19 protein-coding genes are annotated in these 14,421 nt (G+C 71.6%); 7 read left to right on the top strand and 12 right to left on the bottom strand.

Annotated elements, in window-relative coordinates; genetic code table 11:
* Nucleotides 1-184: 184 nt before the first annotated feature.
* Nucleotides 185-1,147 (bottom strand): zinc-binding dehydrogenase, encoded by a 963-nt coding sequence (locus tag ABZ479_RS01920; protein ID WP_499602703.1) that lies wholly within the window; start codon nucleotides 1,145-1,147, stop codon nucleotides 185-187.
* 133 nt (nucleotides 1,148-1,280) lie between these two features.
* On the bottom strand, nucleotides 1,281-2,429 hold the full coding sequence (locus tag ABZ479_RS01915) for an NAD(P)-dependent malic enzyme (RefSeq protein WP_500459406.1): 1,149 nt from the start codon (nucleotides 2,427-2,429) through the stop codon (nucleotides 1,281-1,283).
* Between the two features lie 606 nt (nucleotides 2,430-3,035).
* Here ABZ479_RS01915 and ABZ479_RS01910 point away from each other — a divergent pair.
* From ABZ479_RS01910 to ABZ479_RS01900, 3 genes are read left to right on the top strand one after another with little or no spacing between them, the layout of a single operon-like run.
* Nucleotides 3,036-3,977: an ABC transporter substrate-binding protein gene (locus tag ABZ479_RS01910; RefSeq protein ID WP_500459332.1), complete on the top strand. Its 942-nt coding sequence runs from the start codon at nucleotides 3,036-3,038 to the stop codon at nucleotides 3,975-3,977.
* Nucleotides 3,978-4,003: 26 nt separating this feature from the next.
* The gene (locus ABZ479_RS01905; RefSeq protein WP_500459330.1) at nucleotides 4,004-4,954 is read left to right on the top strand and encodes an amino acid ABC transporter permease; all 951 of its coding nucleotides are present in this window, start codon (nucleotides 4,004-4,006) and stop codon (nucleotides 4,952-4,954) included.
* Complete coding sequence (locus ABZ479_RS01900; RefSeq protein ID WP_500459328.1) at nucleotides 4,951-5,742, top strand: amino acid ABC transporter ATP-binding protein; 792 nt, start codon at nucleotides 4,951-4,953, stop codon at nucleotides 5,740-5,742. Before ABZ479_RS01905 ends, ABZ479_RS01900 begins: the two co-directional genes overlap by 4 nt.
* 68 nt (nucleotides 5,743-5,810) lie before the next feature.
* Here the strand turns inward: ABZ479_RS01900 and ABZ479_RS01895 are convergent, their stop codons facing one another.
* A complete protein-coding gene (locus ABZ479_RS01895) occupies nucleotides 5,811-6,575 on the bottom strand; it encodes a class I SAM-dependent methyltransferase (RefSeq protein WP_500459326.1) in 765 nt (254 codons plus the stop codon).
* A 79-nt stretch (nucleotides 6,576-6,654) separates the two neighbouring features.
* Between ABZ479_RS01895 and ABZ479_RS01890 the strand changes: the two genes are divergently transcribed.
* A complete protein-coding gene (locus ABZ479_RS01890; protein ID WP_499602713.1) occupies nucleotides 6,655-7,284 on the top strand; it encodes a CGNR zinc finger domain-containing protein in 630 nt (209 codons plus the stop codon).
* On the opposite strand, the gene sodX is transcribed toward ABZ479_RS01890, so the two are convergent.
* Nucleotides 7,188-7,622 (bottom strand): nickel-type superoxide dismutase maturation protease, encoded by a 435-nt coding sequence (gene sodX / locus ABZ479_RS01885; RefSeq protein WP_499602714.1) that lies wholly within the window; start codon nucleotides 7,620-7,622, stop codon nucleotides 7,188-7,190. The two genes, ABZ479_RS01890 and sodX, sit on opposite strands and share 97 nt — an antisense overlap.
* Nucleotides 7,623-7,761: 139 nt before the next feature.
* Here sodX and sodN point away from each other — a divergent pair, with 139 nt between their 5' ends.
* Nucleotides 7,762-8,157 carry a superoxide dismutase, Ni gene (sodN, locus tag ABZ479_RS01880; protein WP_018563636.1) on the top strand — a complete coding sequence of 132 codons (396 nt, stop codon included), beginning with the start codon at nucleotides 7,762-7,764 and terminating at the stop codon, nucleotides 8,155-8,157.
* Nucleotides 8,158-8,563: 406 nt separating this feature from the next.
* Entirely contained in the window at nucleotides 8,564-8,938 is a 375-nt protein-coding gene (locus ABZ479_RS01875; RefSeq protein WP_500459324.1) for a helix-turn-helix domain-containing protein, read from the top strand.
* On the opposite strand, the gene ABZ479_RS01870 is transcribed toward ABZ479_RS01875, so the two are convergent.
* From ABZ479_RS01870 to ABZ479_RS01835, 8 genes are all read right to left on the bottom strand, one after another.
* Nucleotides 8,933-9,157, bottom strand: a complete 225-nt coding sequence (locus ABZ479_RS01870; protein WP_500459323.1) for a hypothetical protein — start codon at nucleotides 9,155-9,157, stop codon at nucleotides 8,933-8,935. The two genes, ABZ479_RS01875 and ABZ479_RS01870, sit on opposite strands and share 6 nt — an antisense overlap.
* On the bottom strand, nucleotides 9,158-9,403 hold the full coding sequence (locus tag ABZ479_RS01865) for a hypothetical protein (protein ID WP_500459322.1): 246 nt from the start codon (nucleotides 9,401-9,403) through the stop codon (nucleotides 9,158-9,160).
* Complete coding sequence (locus ABZ479_RS01860; protein WP_500459321.1) at nucleotides 9,400-10,083, bottom strand: IS3 family transposase; 684 nt, start codon at nucleotides 10,081-10,083, stop codon at nucleotides 9,400-9,402. The genes ABZ479_RS01865 and ABZ479_RS01860 overlap by 4 nt, the downstream gene beginning before the upstream one ends.
* Nucleotides 10,083-10,382, bottom strand: coding sequence for a transposase (locus tag ABZ479_RS01855; RefSeq protein ID WP_500459320.1), 300 nt, complete (start codon nucleotides 10,380-10,382; stop codon nucleotides 10,083-10,085). Before ABZ479_RS01855 ends, ABZ479_RS01860 begins: the two co-directional genes overlap by 1 nt.
* A 100-nt stretch (nucleotides 10,383-10,482) precedes the next feature.
* Complete coding sequence (locus ABZ479_RS01850; RefSeq protein WP_499602721.1) at nucleotides 10,483-11,169, bottom strand: hypothetical protein; 687 nt, start codon at nucleotides 11,167-11,169, stop codon at nucleotides 10,483-10,485.
* A 70-nt stretch (nucleotides 11,170-11,239) separates the two neighbouring features.
* Nucleotides 11,240-13,012 carry a zinc metalloprotease gene (locus ABZ479_RS01845; protein ID WP_500459319.1) on the bottom strand — a complete coding sequence of 591 codons (1,773 nt, stop codon included), beginning with the start codon at nucleotides 13,010-13,012 and terminating at the stop codon, nucleotides 11,240-11,242.
* A 130-nt stretch (nucleotides 13,013-13,142) separates the two neighbouring features.
* Entirely contained in the window at nucleotides 13,143-13,355 is a 213-nt protein-coding gene (locus tag ABZ479_RS01840; RefSeq protein WP_431969350.1) for a hypothetical protein, read from the bottom strand.
* Nucleotides 13,356-13,399: 44 nt separating this feature from the next.
* Nucleotides 13,400-13,615: a hypothetical protein gene (locus ABZ479_RS01835; RefSeq protein WP_018563645.1), complete on the bottom strand. Its 216-nt coding sequence runs from the start codon at nucleotides 13,613-13,615 to the stop codon at nucleotides 13,400-13,402.
* A 361-nt stretch (nucleotides 13,616-13,976) separates the two neighbouring features.
* Here ABZ479_RS01835 and ABZ479_RS01830 point away from each other — a divergent pair, with 361 nt between their 5' ends.
* Nucleotides 13,977-14,237 (top strand): hypothetical protein, encoded by a 261-nt coding sequence (locus tag ABZ479_RS01830; protein WP_499602723.1) that lies wholly within the window; start codon nucleotides 13,977-13,979, stop codon nucleotides 14,235-14,237.
* Nucleotides 14,238-14,421: the final 184 nt, after the last annotated feature.

Raw genomic sequence — 14,421 nt, 5'->3', positions numbered from 1 at the left:
CCCGAAGTCCCAGGCCACCACGTCGCTGGACCAGGGTGCCGCGGACCCCGTGATGCCGCAGCCACCAGGGCCCGGCGGCGCCCCCCCTCGACGGCGGGGCGCACGCCGGCGCACGACCCGCACGTGGGGCCGGCGCTGCCGGGTCCGTTCCGCCGGCCGGCGGAACGCCCCCGGGCCCGGGGCCTCAGACGGTCAGGACGACCTTCCCGAACAGCTCGCCGCCCGCCATCCTCGCGAAGCCCTCGCGGGCCCGGTCCAGCGGCAGCACGGTGTCGACGACCGGGCGCACCCCGGTGAGCGCGCAGAAGCTCAGCAGGTCCGCCAGTTCGTCCTTGGTGCCCATGGTCGAGCCGACGACCTTGAGCTCCAGGAAGAAGATCCGGTTCAGCTCGGCGGACCTCGGGTCGGGGCCCGAGGTGGCGCCGGAGATCACCAGCGTGCCGCCGGGGCGCAGCGACTTGACCGAGTGGGACCAGGTCGCGGCGCCGACGGTCTCGATGACCGCGTCCACCCGCTGCGGCAGCCGGGCTCCCGGCTCGAAGGCCGCGTCGGCGCCCAGTTCCTCGGCGCGCTTGCGCTTGGCCGCGTCGCGGCTGGTGGCGAAGACCCGCAGGCCCGCGGCCTTGGCCAGCACGATGGCGGCCGTGGCGACACCGCCGCCGGCGCCCTGGACCAGGACGGAGTCGCCCGGCCGCACGCCCGCGTTGGTGAAGAGCATCCGGTAGGCCGTCAGCCAGGCCGTGGGCAGGCACGCGGCCTCCTCGAAGGAGAGTTCCTTCGGCTTGGGCAGCAGGTTCCAGGTGGGCACGGAGACCTTCTCCGCGAAGGTGCCCTGGTACTTCTCGGTGAGGATGCTGCGGGACTCGTCGGGGCCGACCCCGTGCCCGCTCAGGCCGACGACGGGGTAGACGACGACCTCGTTGCCGTGCTCGTCGATCCCGGCGGCGTCGCAGCCGAGGATCATCGGCAGGCTCTCCTCGCCGAGCCCCACCCCGCGCAGCGACCAGAGGTCGTGGTGGTTCAGGGAGGCGGCCTTGACGGTGACGGTGCTCCAGCCGGGCCGTTCCTCCGGCTCGGGGCGCTCCCCGAGTTCGAGGCCGTTCAGCGGCTGGTCGCGGTCGATTCGGGCGGCGTAGGCAGCGAACATGACCTTGACGCTAGCGCCGCGCGGTGCCCCCGCGTAACCGCGCGGGGATGTGACACGCGCCGCGCGGCGCGGTGCCCCCGACCGGCGGGCACCGCACCGCGCGGCGGCGCGGTCTGCGGGCGTACGGCGGCGCTCAGCGCCGGGCGACGCCCTCGGCGCGGGCGGCCGCGGCGACGGCGGCGGAGACCGCGGGGGCCACGCGCTCGTCGAACGGCGAGGGGATCACGCAGTCGGCGGACAGCTCGCCGTCCACGACCGCGGCCAGCGCCTCGGCCGCGGCGATCTTCATGCCCTCGGTGATGCGGGAGGCCCGCACCTGCAGCGCGCCCGAGAAGATCCCGGGGAAGGCGAGCACGTTGTTGATCTGGTTCGGGAAGTCGCTGCGCCCGGTGGCGACGACGGCCGCGTACCGGTGGGCCACGTCGGGGTGGATCTCCGGCGTGGGGTTGGCCATGGCGAAGATGAAGCAGCCCTTCGCCATGGTGGCGACGGCCTCCTCCGGCACCGTGCCGCCGGAGACGCCGATGAAGACGTCGGCGCCCGCGAGCGCTTCCTCCAGCGTCCCGGTGAGCCCGGCCTTGTTGGTGAAGCCGGCGAGTTCGCGCTTGGCGCCGTTCAGGTCCTCGCGGCCGGCGTGCACCACGCCCTTGCGATCGGTGACGGAGACGTCCCCGATGCCCGCCTCGACGAGGATCTTGGCGATGGCGACGCCGGCGGCGCCCGCCCCGGAGATCACCGCGCGCAGTTCGCCCAGCGCGCGGCCGGTCAGCCGGGTGGCGTTGCGCAGCGCGGCGAGCGTGACGACGGCCGTGCCGTGCTGGTCGTCGTGGAAGACCGGGATGTCCAGGCGCTCCTGCAGCCGGCGCTCGATCTCGAAGCAGCGGGGGGCGGAGATGTCCTCGAGGTTCACCCCGCCGAAGGAGGGGGCGAGGCGCACGACGGTGTCGACGATCTCGTCCACGTCGGTGGTGGCCAGCGCGATGGGGACCGCGTCCACGCCACCGAACTGCTTGAAGAGGATCGCCTTGCCCTCCATCACCGGCAGGGACGCCTCGGGCCCGATGTCACCGAGGCCCAGCACCGCCGTGCCGTCCGTGACCACGGCCACGACCTGGGACTTCCAGGTGTAGTCGTGGACCAGCTCGGGCTGCTCCGCGATGGCGGTGCACACACGGGCGACACCCGGCGTGTAGGCGAGCGACAGGTCGTCGGCGTTGCGCACCGGGACGGTCGCGGTCACCTCCATCTTGCCGCCGCGGTGGAGGGCGAACACCGGGTCCACGGGGCTTTCCGGGCCGTCGGCGTCGGTGCCTTCCGTGCGTTCGGTGCTGCCGGCGCCACCGGCGTCGTCACTGCTGTCGGTGCGAGGATTGACAATCTCCGCTGCCACTTCTGACCCCTTTGTCCGAATTGTCTATGAGGGTACTACCCCCTACAACAGGGGATAGGTGGGCTCGGCATCCGTACACCCGGACTCGAGTGGTCCCGGGCGCGACGGAGGCCGGGCGCGCCGCACGCACGCCGAGGGGCCCCCGGTGAGGGGTGAGGGTCCGTTGTACCGGAAGACGGTTTCCGCTGACGAGTCTGTTCGCCGCCGCAGGGCCTCGCACATCGGGAACTTTTGCGCACGACGCAACAAGTCGTCCGAATAGCGGGACAAGGAAAGTGATGCACGCAACTTCGCGGCACGGCCCCACCGCGGTCCGGCCCTGGTGTACCGGCCTGGTGGGGGTCAGGGGATCGCCCGTTATGCGATTTTGACACATCCGGACACCCAAGAGGACGTGTCCGGATGGCAAGATGCGGAGATCACACGCGTTCGCGACACCCGAACGCGTGTACCCGGAAGATCGGCTGCTCCCAGGATTCCCCGCAGGAGGAACCAGCAATGACCGCACGTACCACCCGTCGCTCGACCGTGACGAGCCGCTTCGCCGCGGTCGGCGCGATCGCGGTCGCCGGCGCCCTCGTCCTCACCGGCTGCGGCGACCAGACGGACAAGGGCGGCTCCTCGTCCGCGTCGAGCGACGCCTCCAAGGCGCCCCTGTTCGACAAGCTGCCGAAGTCGGTGCAGTCGGCGGGCGTGCTCAAGGTCGGCTCCGACATCGCGTACCCGCCGGTGGAGTTCGTCAAGGACGGCAAGAACGTCGGCATCGACCCCGACCTCGCCGACGCCATGGCCAAGCAGCTCGGCGTGAAGGTCGAGTTCAACAACGGCACCTTCGACACCCTGCTGACCGGTCTGCGCGCCAAGCGCTACGACATGGTCATGTCGGCGATGAGCGACACCAAGGACCGCCAGGAGGGTGTGGACTCCTCCACCGGCAAGAAGGTCGGCGAGGGCGTCGACTTCGTGGACTACTTCACCGCGGGCTCCTCGATCATCGTGAAGAAGGGCAACCCGGAGGGCGTCACGTCCCTCGCGGACCTGTGCGGCAAGAAGGTCGCCGTGCAGCGCGGCACCACCTCGCAGGACCTGCTCAAGGCGCAGAAGTGCGACAAGCCGATGTCGATCGAGCCCTTCGACACCGACACCGAGGCGCAGACCCGCCTGAAGGCCGGCGGCGTCGTCGCCGACGTCTCCGACTTCCCGGTCGCCGCGTACGCCGTGAAGACCTCCGGCGGCGGCAACGACTTCGAGCTCGCCGGCGAGCAGGTCGAGGCCGGCCCGTACGGCATCGCGGTCTCCAAGAGCAACACCGAGCTGCGCGACGCGCTGCAGGCCGCGCTGACCGCCGTCATCAAGGACGGCTCCTACACCAAGGTCATGGAGAAGTGGGGCGTCACCGACGGCGCCGTCACCGAGGCCAAGATCAACGGCGGCTCCTGAGTCACGACAGCAAGAGGACTTCCTCCATGTCCGAAGCGAATGACAAGGTCCCGGCCGGCACCCCGGCCGGGACCCCGCCCGCCGCCGCCTCCCGCCCGGAGGCCATCAAGGCGATCCCCGTACGGCACTACGGCCGCTGGATCTCGGCGGTCCTGGTGCTCGCCGTGCTCGGGCTGCTGGTCAACGCGTTCGCCAACGCGAACGTGAACTACGGGGCGATCCCGGACTTCCTGTTCGACTCCACGGTCCTCAAGGGCCTGCGGAACACGATCGTCATCACCGTGGTCTCGATGGTCCTGGGCCTGGTCCTGGGCATCGTCCTCGCGGTGATGCGGCTGTCCAAGAACCCCGTGACCTCCTCGGTGGCCTGGGGCTACATCTGGTTCTTCCGCGGCACCCCGGTCTACGTCCAGCTGCTGATCTGGTTCAACCTGGCGCTGATCTTCCCGGTCATCAATCTCGGCTTCTACAAGGACGAGATGAACCAGTTCATGACCCCCTTCATGGCCGCGCTGCTCGGCCTGGGTCTGAACGAGGCCGCCTACATGTCGGAGATCGTGCGGGCCGGCATCCAGTCCGTCGACGAGGGCCAGACCGAGGCGTCGCACGCCCTGGGCATGACCCAGGGCCAGAACCTGCGCCGCGTGGTGCTGCCGCAGGCGATGCGGGTGATCGTCCCGCCGACCGGCAACGAGTTCATCAACATGCTGAAGACCTCGTCGCTGGCCGCGCAGGCCGCCCAGTACGCCGAACTGCTGCGCTCCACCACCGACATCGGCAACACCACCGGCGCCACCGTGGAGATGCTCTTCCTCGCCGCGGTCTGGTACCTGGTCCTCACCTCGGTGTTCTCGGTCGGCCAGTACTACCTGGAGCGCCGTTACGCCCGCGGCACGACCCGCAACCTGCCGCCCACCCCGTGGCAGCGGATCAAGGCCAACCTGGGCACCTTCCGCCGCCCGGAGGTGGCACGATGACCGACTTCAGCAAGGGCGTCACCGGCGCCCACCCGATGGTCAAGGCCGAGGCCGTGCACAAGCACTTCGGCCCGGCCCACATCCTCAAGGGCATCGACCTGGAGGTCGCCCCGCGTGAGGTGTTCTGCCTGATCGGCCCGTCGGGCTCGGGCAAGTCGACCTTCCTGCGGTGCATCAACCACCTGGAGAAGATCAGCGGCGGCCGGCTCTCGGTCGACGGCGAGCTGGTCGGCTACCGGCAGAAGGGCGACAGGCTCTACGAGCTGAAGGACCGCGAGGTCGCCGCCAAGCGCCGCGACATCGGCATGGTCTTCCAGCGCTTCAACCTCTTCCCCCACATGACCGCGATCGAGAACGTGATCGAGGCCCCGGTGCGGGTGAAGAGGGAGGCCAAGGCCGTCGCCCGGGAGCGGGCGCTGGCCCTGCTGGACCGGGTCGGCCTGCGCGACAAGGCCGGGCACTACCCCGCCCAGCTCTCCGGCGGTCAGCAGCAGCGGGTGGCCATCGCCCGCGCGCTGGCGATGGAGCCGAAGCTGATGCTCTTCGACGAGCCCACCTCCGCGCTCGACCCGGAGCTGGTCGGCGACGTCCTGGACGTCATGCGGGGCCTGGCCGAGGACGGCATGACGATGATCGTGGTCACCCACGAGATGGGCTTCGCCCGCGAGGTCGGCGACGCCCTGGTCTTCATGGACGACGGCGTCGTGGTCGAGTCCGGCCACCCGCGCGACGTGCTCACCGACCCGCAGCACGACCGCACCAAGGCCTTCCTCTCCAAGGTCCTCTGACCGCGCGTGCGTGAGGGGCGGCGCCGGACGGCGCCGCCCCTCACGCGTACCCCGCAACGGGGCACGGATCACTTCAGCCCGAGGACGATCGCATCCGACACCGACCGCCAGACCTCCCGCGCCTCACCGAAGCCGGCCTCCCGCAGGGCCGCGGCGTGCCAGGCCGGGGGCAGTTCGTCGCCGTCGGCGTGGGAGCCGTAGATCACGAACCGTTCCTCGGTGGGACCGGCCAGCACCGGGTCGGCCCTGGCGGTGTCCCACCACTGCTCCCAGTCCAGCGCCCCCTCCGCGCGCCGCCGCTCGCGCCGGGACCGCTCCAGCTCGCGCACGGCCGCGTTCAGCCGGGGCGTCGAGGTGTCGGGCATGTGGTCGGCGTTGAGGAAGACCCCGCCGTCGCGCAGCAGGCCCGCCAGCGTCCCGTACAGCGCCTTCAGCGGCCCGGGCTTCAGCCAGTGCAGGGCGGTCGCGGTGAGCACGGCGTCGTACGAGTCGTACGGCAGGGCCAGCGGCCACTGCGGGTCGCGCAGGTCGGCGGTGACGAACTCGACCCTGCGCTCGCCCTCGAAGTGGCCGCGGGCGATGGCCAGCAACGCCGGGTCGAGGTCCACGCCGGTCGACCCGGCGCCCGGGAAGCGCCGCAGCAGCCGGTCGGAGATGCTGCCGGTGCCGCAGGCCAGGTCGAGCACGCGGGGCTCGGGGCCGACCAGCGCCTCCACCATGTCGAGCATGACCCGGAACCGTTCCTCGCGGTCCGGCAGGTACCACTCCTGCTGCCGGTCCCAGCTGTCCTGCCAGGCCTGCCAGTCGGTCGCCGCCGCGGTGGTGTCGGACATACGGTTCCCCTCCAGTCGTAATACCCTTAGAGCTAGAGCAGTCATTACCGACCTTAGAGCGCACGCGTAAGGACTACAAGTGGAACTCGCCTATTACTCCGACTACGCCGTGCGCCTGGTGAACAGCGAGGAGCCCGAGCGCGGCATCGACAACCTGACCTCGGTCGACGCGGTGCGCGAGCTCTTCGGCCCGTCCAGCCTGGCCGCGGGCCGCGCGGGGGACGCCGACGTGCAGCGGCTGCGTACCGTCCGCACCCGGCTGCGCGGCGTCTTCGAGGCCGCCTCCGAGGGCGACGAGGTGCGCGCCGTCGACCTGCTCAACGCCCTGCTGCTGGAGTTCCCGGTCAGCCCGCAGATCTCCGGCCACGAGTTCCTCGACGAGAGCGGCCGGCCCGACTGGCACATGCACCTCGCCGAGCACGCGGCCACGGCCACGGCCTCGTACGCGGCGACCGCGTGCATGGGCCTGGCCTTCCAGCTGACCGACCTCGGCGTGGACCGGCTCGGCATCTGCCAGGCCACCACGTGCCGCAACGCCTACATCGACACCTCGACCAACCGGTCCCGCCGCTACTGCTCGGACCGTTGCGCGACCCGCGCCAACGTCGCCGCCTACCGCGCCCGCAAGCGCCTGGAGAACGAGCGGTCCGCCCTGAGCGGCCTGACGCAGGACACCAGCCAGCCCGCCACGCCCGCCACCGAGCGCTGAACCTCGCGCGGCGGCCGGAAGCGCCCCCGTCCCCGGGCGAGCACCAGCTCGTCCGGGACGGTGCCGAACTCCCTGCTGTCGTTCTCCACGAAGGTGTTGTCGCCCAGCACCCACCAACCGCCCTCGCGCCGCTCGACGGCGCGCTTGACGATCAGCAGGTCCTGCTGGAGCGGATGCCGCAGCACCACCACGTCACCCTCCCGGACCTCCGCCGCGCTCCTGACGTGCTGCACCAGCAGCCAGTCGCCGCTCAGCAGCGTCGGCACCATCGACGGACCTGTCACCTCGACCAGCTGGTACGGCACGCTCCTCCTCTGCCCAGCCCCGGGCTCGCGCATGCTCAGCCTCCTCCTCCATGCTCCACCAGCCCCAGGGTGACACCAGACTTTTGTCGTAAGCACCAAGGGGCGCCCGAGAAAACCACTCGACAGGGGAGTAATCTCCCTGGTGGAAAGACGATCACGAGGAAGGACAGTCATGCTCGCTCGCCTGTTCGCGCCCAAGGTCAAGGTCAGCGCTCACTGCGACCTGCCCTGCGGTGTCTACGACCCGGCCCAGGCCCGCATCGAGGCGCAGTCCGTCAAGGCGGTCCAGGAGAAGTACCAGGCCAACGAGGACCCGCACTTCCGGGCCCGCGCCATCGTCATCAAGGAACAGCGCGCGGAGCTCGTCAAGCACCACCTGTCGGTGCTGTGGAGCGACTACTTCAAGGCCCCGCACTTCGAGAAGTACCCGCAGCTGCACCAGCTCTTCAACGACGCGCTGAAGGCGGGCAGCGCCGCCAAGGCCTCGACCGACCCGGCGACCGGCCAGAAGCTGCTCGACCTGATCGACCAGATCGACGCCATCTTCCAGGAGACGAAGAAGGCCTGACCTGCCGTCGGCGATCCGCGCCCGGTCCGTACGGCCCCACGAGGGCCCGCGCGGACCGGGCGCGGTCGTATGTACGGACCTGCGGCGGGCGGACCCCCCGGGCCGGAGGCAAGGTGACGGCCCGGGGGGCGCTTCCGCGGGGCACCGGCGCGCCGCCCGAGCCGTCACCCGCGCTCCCGCGCGCGCGGACGTCCGCGCTCCCGAAGGCCGCGGGCAAAACCGCGGAAGTCCGTGTGGTGGGCGCCCCCGTTTTGATGGACTCGCCCCCGTGGCGGAACCGTTCGCGGCAGACCCCGGGCGAAGGTGCAGGTGAGGGGGCGTGGGTCCGGGTCGGGCGGGTGACGCCGCCGCGGACCGGTCCCCCTCGGACGGGCCGACCGACGTACTAGCAGGAAGAATCCATCCCGTGGTGAACGCACTGCAGGAACTGATCAAGCGCCGGCTGGAGCAGCGGGGCTGGTCGTACGGTGAGGTGGCGCGGCGTGGTGGTGTCCCGCGGTCGACGGTGCATCATCTGGCGACGACGGCGCGGGTGACCCGGATGCCGCAGCAGTCCACGCTGGAGGGCCTCTCCCGCGGCCTGGAACTGCCGCCCGACGCGGTGCGCCGGGCCGCGGCCGAGGCCTGCGGCATCCACCTGTACGTCGAGGACGGTACCGGCGCGACCACCGACCCCGAGGTCGCCACCCTCATCGCCAGCGTCCAGCAGCTCTCCGAAGCCGACCGCCGGCACGTCACCGCACTCGTCGAATCCCTCCTCCGCAGCTCCACCCCGTCATAGCCGCTCCGCTGCCGCACCGTCGGACACCGTGCCGCCCGGCGGGCCGGCACCGCACACGGAGCGGCAGCGGTGCAGGAATCCGTCCTGGTCGACCTCGCACAGCGCCGCCATCGGTTCGACGGGCGGCCGGTCGGGGCGGCGCGCCGTCAGCGCACCGAGCAGCGCGCGGCCGTACGCCAGGCGCGGCAGCAGGCGCCCCGCCGAGGTGGGCCCGGGCATTCAGCACGCCGCCGGTCTGACGACGCGCAGCCAGCCGATGACCGCGTTGACGGTGGCGTAGTCGAGTTCGGCGATCCTGGCGACGGCGTCCGCGTCGTCGCGGCGGACCGGGACACCGGCGGCGTCGAGGGCGCAGTGCAGCATGACCTGGTGCGCCTGGGTGGGCGGCAGGGTCTGGTCGGGACGGATCTGGGCGCGCAGCAGGTAGGAGATGGGCAGCGGGGGCGTCGGTCGGTCCACGGTCATGCGCGGATTCCCTCGAAGTAGTCGGACAGGGCTGTGGTGAGGTCGAGCCGGCTGTGCCATGCGCGGTGGTCCAGGAGTTCGGTCCGGGCCCGGGCCCAGAAGGCCCCGATCACGGCGTGGTCGTTGCGGTCGGCGACCAGACCGGTGGGGGGCGCCAGTCCCCGGGCGTGGGCGCGTTCGGTGAAGACCAGCGTGGTGAAGCGCCCCTCGGGCCGGGGGCCGGGGTGCAGGGAGTGCTGCAGTACGGCCCTGCTCAGGGCGTCCGCCGCCACGGCCGCCGCCGGCGCGGAACCCGTGCTCCACCCCATCAGCCGCCGGGCGTGGGCGTCGAGGACGATCACGCACAGCAGTGCGCCCTGGCCGGTGGCGAGTTCGACGGCGTCGGTCACCCAGAGCCGGTCGGGCACCCCGGGGCGGCCCTGGAGCCCGGCGCGCCGCATGAGCAGTTCCACGGTGCCGTGGCTGAGGGACAGGCCGTGCCGCAAGGTGAGCTCCTCGTGGACGCGCCGGTACCCGAAGGTGCCGCGCGAGGCGGCGTGGATGGAGGCGATGAGGTCCGTCAGCCACAGGTGCCGGGCGGCACGGGCCGAGGGGGGCCGGCCGCGCCAGGTGAAGTACCCCGATTCGGAGATGCCGAGGACGCGCGTGGCGGTCCGGATCGGGAGACCCTCACCGGCCATCACCTGCACGGCCTCGAATCGCCTTTTGGGGACACCACATCGCGCAGCAGTTCGGTCACCCGCCGGTGGACGGCGAGTTCGGTCTCCAGTTCGGTGATGCGTTTGCGGGCCGCGGTCAGCTCGGCGGTGCCCAGCTGTGGGCGCCGCGGCCTGCCGAGGTGCGGCAGGTGCGTACGACGCCACTGGTAGATCGTCTGGTCACCGAGGCCGAGGTCCAGGGCGACCTTCTTCACGGGCTCGCCGGCGACCAGCAGGTCGAGGGCCTTGCGGCGCAGCTCGGGCGGATATCGTCTGGGCACTTCATGCCTCCGGAAAGGCCGGTCGTGGTCCCGGGCCGGGGACCCGTCGGGGGTTTGGGGAGGTGAGGGACGTGCCCCCGGCCCGGAAGCGGTGGGGGCGTCAGCTGACGTGGCGGTGCATGGTCACCGTGGGCCGGAACTCCCGCAGCGGACTGGCCCCGGCTCCGGCCGGCACCGCTGCCGCGGCCCGGTCCAGGACGGCCCTGACCTCGGCGGCCAGCGCGTCCGCGCGGCGCTCGATCTCCGCGAGCGGGTCGCCGCACCGCCTCAGCTCGGCCACCCGGCGCCGGATGTCGGCGAGCCGGTCGCGGTCGCGGGCGGTCAGGGTGAGCGGCCGCGGGGTCGCCACGATGAACTGGTAGGCGCCCGCGAAGGTCTGGCATCCCGTGCAGTGCTGGTTGACGGCCCGGCTGATGTTCGTGGCGTTGATCCGCCGGAGGTCGACACCGGAGGTGGTGACGATCTGGAAGGAGAGGGCGATCGACCGGCACGGCCGGGACGGCGAGCAGCCGACGGAGGCGGCGACCGCCCGGTTGTGCGCGGCTGCCGCGACGAGCGGTCCGAACCGGTGGATCGAGAACTCCTCGTCGTACTGGACCGGGTGGGCCCGGTTGGCGAGGGTGTGCGCCTCGTCCACGGCGGCGCCTACGCTGCGGGGGATGTGCGACCCCGGTGCCGCGCCGGCCGGGGCCGCGGTGGCGAGGGCGGCGAGGCCGGCGGTGGTCAGCATGCCCAGCCGGACGGCCTTGCGGCCCACCGTGCTGGTACGGGGCTTTCGGTGCGTCACGGACTTCTCCTGTACGGATGGAAGGGATGTCGGGGGAAGGGGGCGGAAGGGGGCGTGGGGCGGACCCGTGTCAGGTCGGCAGAGGCGCGGGGAAGGACACGGTGAAGCTCGGGATGGGGGGTTCCGAAGGCGACGCGGAGTCCGAGGGCGAGGCGGTGGGCGAGCTCGCGGACGGGCTCGGCCCGGCCGTGGCCGTGGTCCGGGTGCTGCTCGGCTCCGGTTCGCTGCGCGAGGCGCGCGGGCTCGGCGACGTGGCGGGCGAGGGGCTGCCGCTCGCCGAGGCGGAGGCGCCGGCCGATCCGGACTCCGAGGGCGACGGCGAGGGCGCGGTCGCCGACGGCTCGCCCACCGCCACGGTCACCGGGGGTGTGGTGACGCTCGGCAGCGGTGCGGGGGCGACGGGGCGCAGGGGCCGGATCTCGGGCACCCCGGGCTGCAGGATGGGGGCGATCGGCGGCTGCGGAGGCAGTGGCTTGGGGGTCACCCCGCCCACCCACGCGGCGCACAGCGCCGCAGCTCCGGCCAGCGTGACCCCGCCGATGAGGAGCCTCAGCCGGAGGTTCCCCTCCGTGGCGCGGACGACGTGGCGGACGAGCCGGCCCCCCAGCCGCACCGACAGGTACGCGGCGCCGGCCAGGGGGAAGACCAGCATGAGACTGCCGATGACGCCGACCGTCCCGGCGGCGAACTGGCCCTCGGCGAAGGCGGAGCCGGTCCCGGTGAGCTGCTCGACCAGCGACCGCAGGCTCGTCTCGAGCAGGCGCGGCAGGTTCCACAGCACGTAGCCGAGTTCGGCCAGCAGCAGCGGCACCATGGTCAGCACCCAGGTGGTGACGATGATCCGGGCGGAGCGCTTGAGGTCGGAGACCTCGGGGGGCACCGGGCGGCCCGGCAGCATGCTGCGCAGGATCGGCTTGATCTTGCCGAAGAGGTCGGGGACACCCGCGAGGTCACCGAGGATGTAGTAGCCGTCCAGCCGGACGGCCGGCATGAGCTGCTCGATGATCTCGAAGTGGGCCAGGTAGACGGCGGCGAGGAAGAAGGACTGCCCGGTGGCGAAGTAGCCGCCGGCCAGGGCCAGTATGAAGACCACGTTGAAGTAGACGCCGCCGAGGTCGGTGCGCATGCGCCCGCCCCGGCCGATCCGGTAGACGTCGGTGACGTCGGTGTACATCGACGGCCAGATCAGGAAGATGCCGCAGCCGATGGCGCCGGGGCGGGCCCCGCCGTAGCGGCAGGCGGAGGCGTGCCCGAACTCGTGGAAGACGAGCGAGGCCACGGTGAGCGCGAACACCACCAGCATCAGCACGGGCTGTTCCAGCACCTGGAGCACCGGTGTCATCGCCCCGTGCAGCGCGAACAGCCAGATCTCCATGGCGACCGCGGTCGCGAGCACCAGGGCCACCACCAGCGGGCGGTGCAGCCAGGCCAGGGAGCGGGCGATCCGGGCGACCTGCCGTTCGCGGAAGATGACCCGGTGGCCCTTGAGGACGAGCAGGAGGTCCGCGGTGGGCCCGGTGACCTCGTCGTCCTCCTGTCCGAAGGGGACGGTGACGCCCAGCGGCTGGAGCTTGTTCTCGATCAGGTAGCGCACGTTCTCGGCGCTGACCTCGCGGCCGAAGCGCCCGCTCACCCGGTGCGAGATGGCCTCGGTGTCGCGCCGCCCGTCGATGGCGCGGGCGACCAGGTACAGCAGCCGGCTCAGCTGGACGACCTGCCCGTCCCCCCGGCGGACGATGTACCGGGGCTCGGTGGTCCCCGATCCCTTGTACTCGCCGAGGAGTTGCAGGCCCGCGCCCAGCCGCGGGACGGGGAAACCCGTGTCGCAGGGGGGTGCCGTCACGTCCGCGCCGTACACCGCCGTCCCCGTGGGGCCGGGGCCGTGAGCAATGTGACTTTCCGTCACCGTCCTGCTCTTCCTCCCGAGACGGACCGCGCCACGACGGGCGCGGTCCGCACACGTACGGGTGTTGTTACTGGCGGATGTTGATGGCCTGGACGGCCTCGGACTGGGCGACCGCGAACGGGGAGAACTGGTTCGCCGCGAGCGACTCGTTGTGGGCGTCGACGTGCGCGATGTTCTTGGTCACGTGCGTGGTCTTGACGAAGCTGAACTTCAGCTTGCCCAGGGCCTCGCGGCCGGGCAGCAGCTCCGCGGACTCGGCGTCGAGCTGGTCCATGTTCATGGGGGGATACCTTTCTCGGTATGCGGAAGGAGGTGGGCCGCGGACTACTGGCGGATGTTGATGGCCTGGGTGGCCTGCGACTGGGCGACCGCGTACGGCGACCACTCGTTGGCCGCGAGCGACTCGTTGTGGGCGTCGACGTGGGCCACGTGCTTGGTCACGTGCGTGGTCTTGACGAAGCTGAACTTGAGCTTGCCCAGGGCCTCGCGGCCGGGCAGCAGCTCCGCGGACTCGGTGTCCAGCTCACGCATGTCGAGCATGGGGGATCCTTCGGACGAGGGGTGCGGACGCGGACCGGGCCACAGGGCCCGTCCATCCACACCGGACGATCTGTCTGACGGCGTTGGACAGTAGCCGGGCACCACGGCCCCGGCAAGCGACTCGGAGCCATGACCGTCCGTCAACACCGCGTCAGGGCAAGGGAACAGGCAGGTGGGAGCGCCGGCGGGGGCGTTCCGGACGATCGGGCCCGACCACCGGATGTCACTCGAACGGGTCAATCCGCCCCCTGCCCGATGTGGGGAAGTCCCGGCAGAGGGGGCGAAGCACGACGAACCGGTGGCTATCCTCTCGATCCCCGAGGCGCTTGGGCCCACCAGGCCTCCGGTGAGAGGGGTGCACGTGCTTGTCGTTCAAGGGGCGACCGCCACCGCCGTCGTCCGCCACCGGACCGGAGAGCCGGTGGTCCTGCTTTCCGGCGAACTCCCCGCGGTCCTCACTCCGGCCGCCCTGAACGAACTGCTGAATCTGGCGGCCGCCGTCCTCACGGCCGAGGAGACCGCCCTCTTCCGCAGTTGCCTGACCGCACTGCGTTGCGGGGAGAAACTCCAGGAACGCCGTATCGAGGTCAGCGGCGCCGTCCTCACCGTCTACAGCAGCTGATCCGAACCGAATTCCGGCTATTTTGGATTGCATTCTCCGGGGCATTTCCAAAAGCCCGTCCCCGAGGGCGACATGCCGGATGCGGATCACCCTGGAGAGTGTTTCCGGGACCCATCACGGAGGCTCGACGAATAGCGACCGGCAAAGCTCAGGAGCGGTTTTGGCCGGAATCCGCGGACAGGAC

Origin of the sequence: Streptomyces sp. NPDC005722, from assembly GCF_040630935.1 — a bacterium.
Lineage (GTDB): Bacteria > Actinomycetota > Actinomycetes > Streptomycetales > Streptomycetaceae > Actinacidiphila.
The sequence above is the reverse complement of the archived record's forward strand: the minus strand, read 5'-3'. Positions and strand labels throughout refer to the sequence as shown.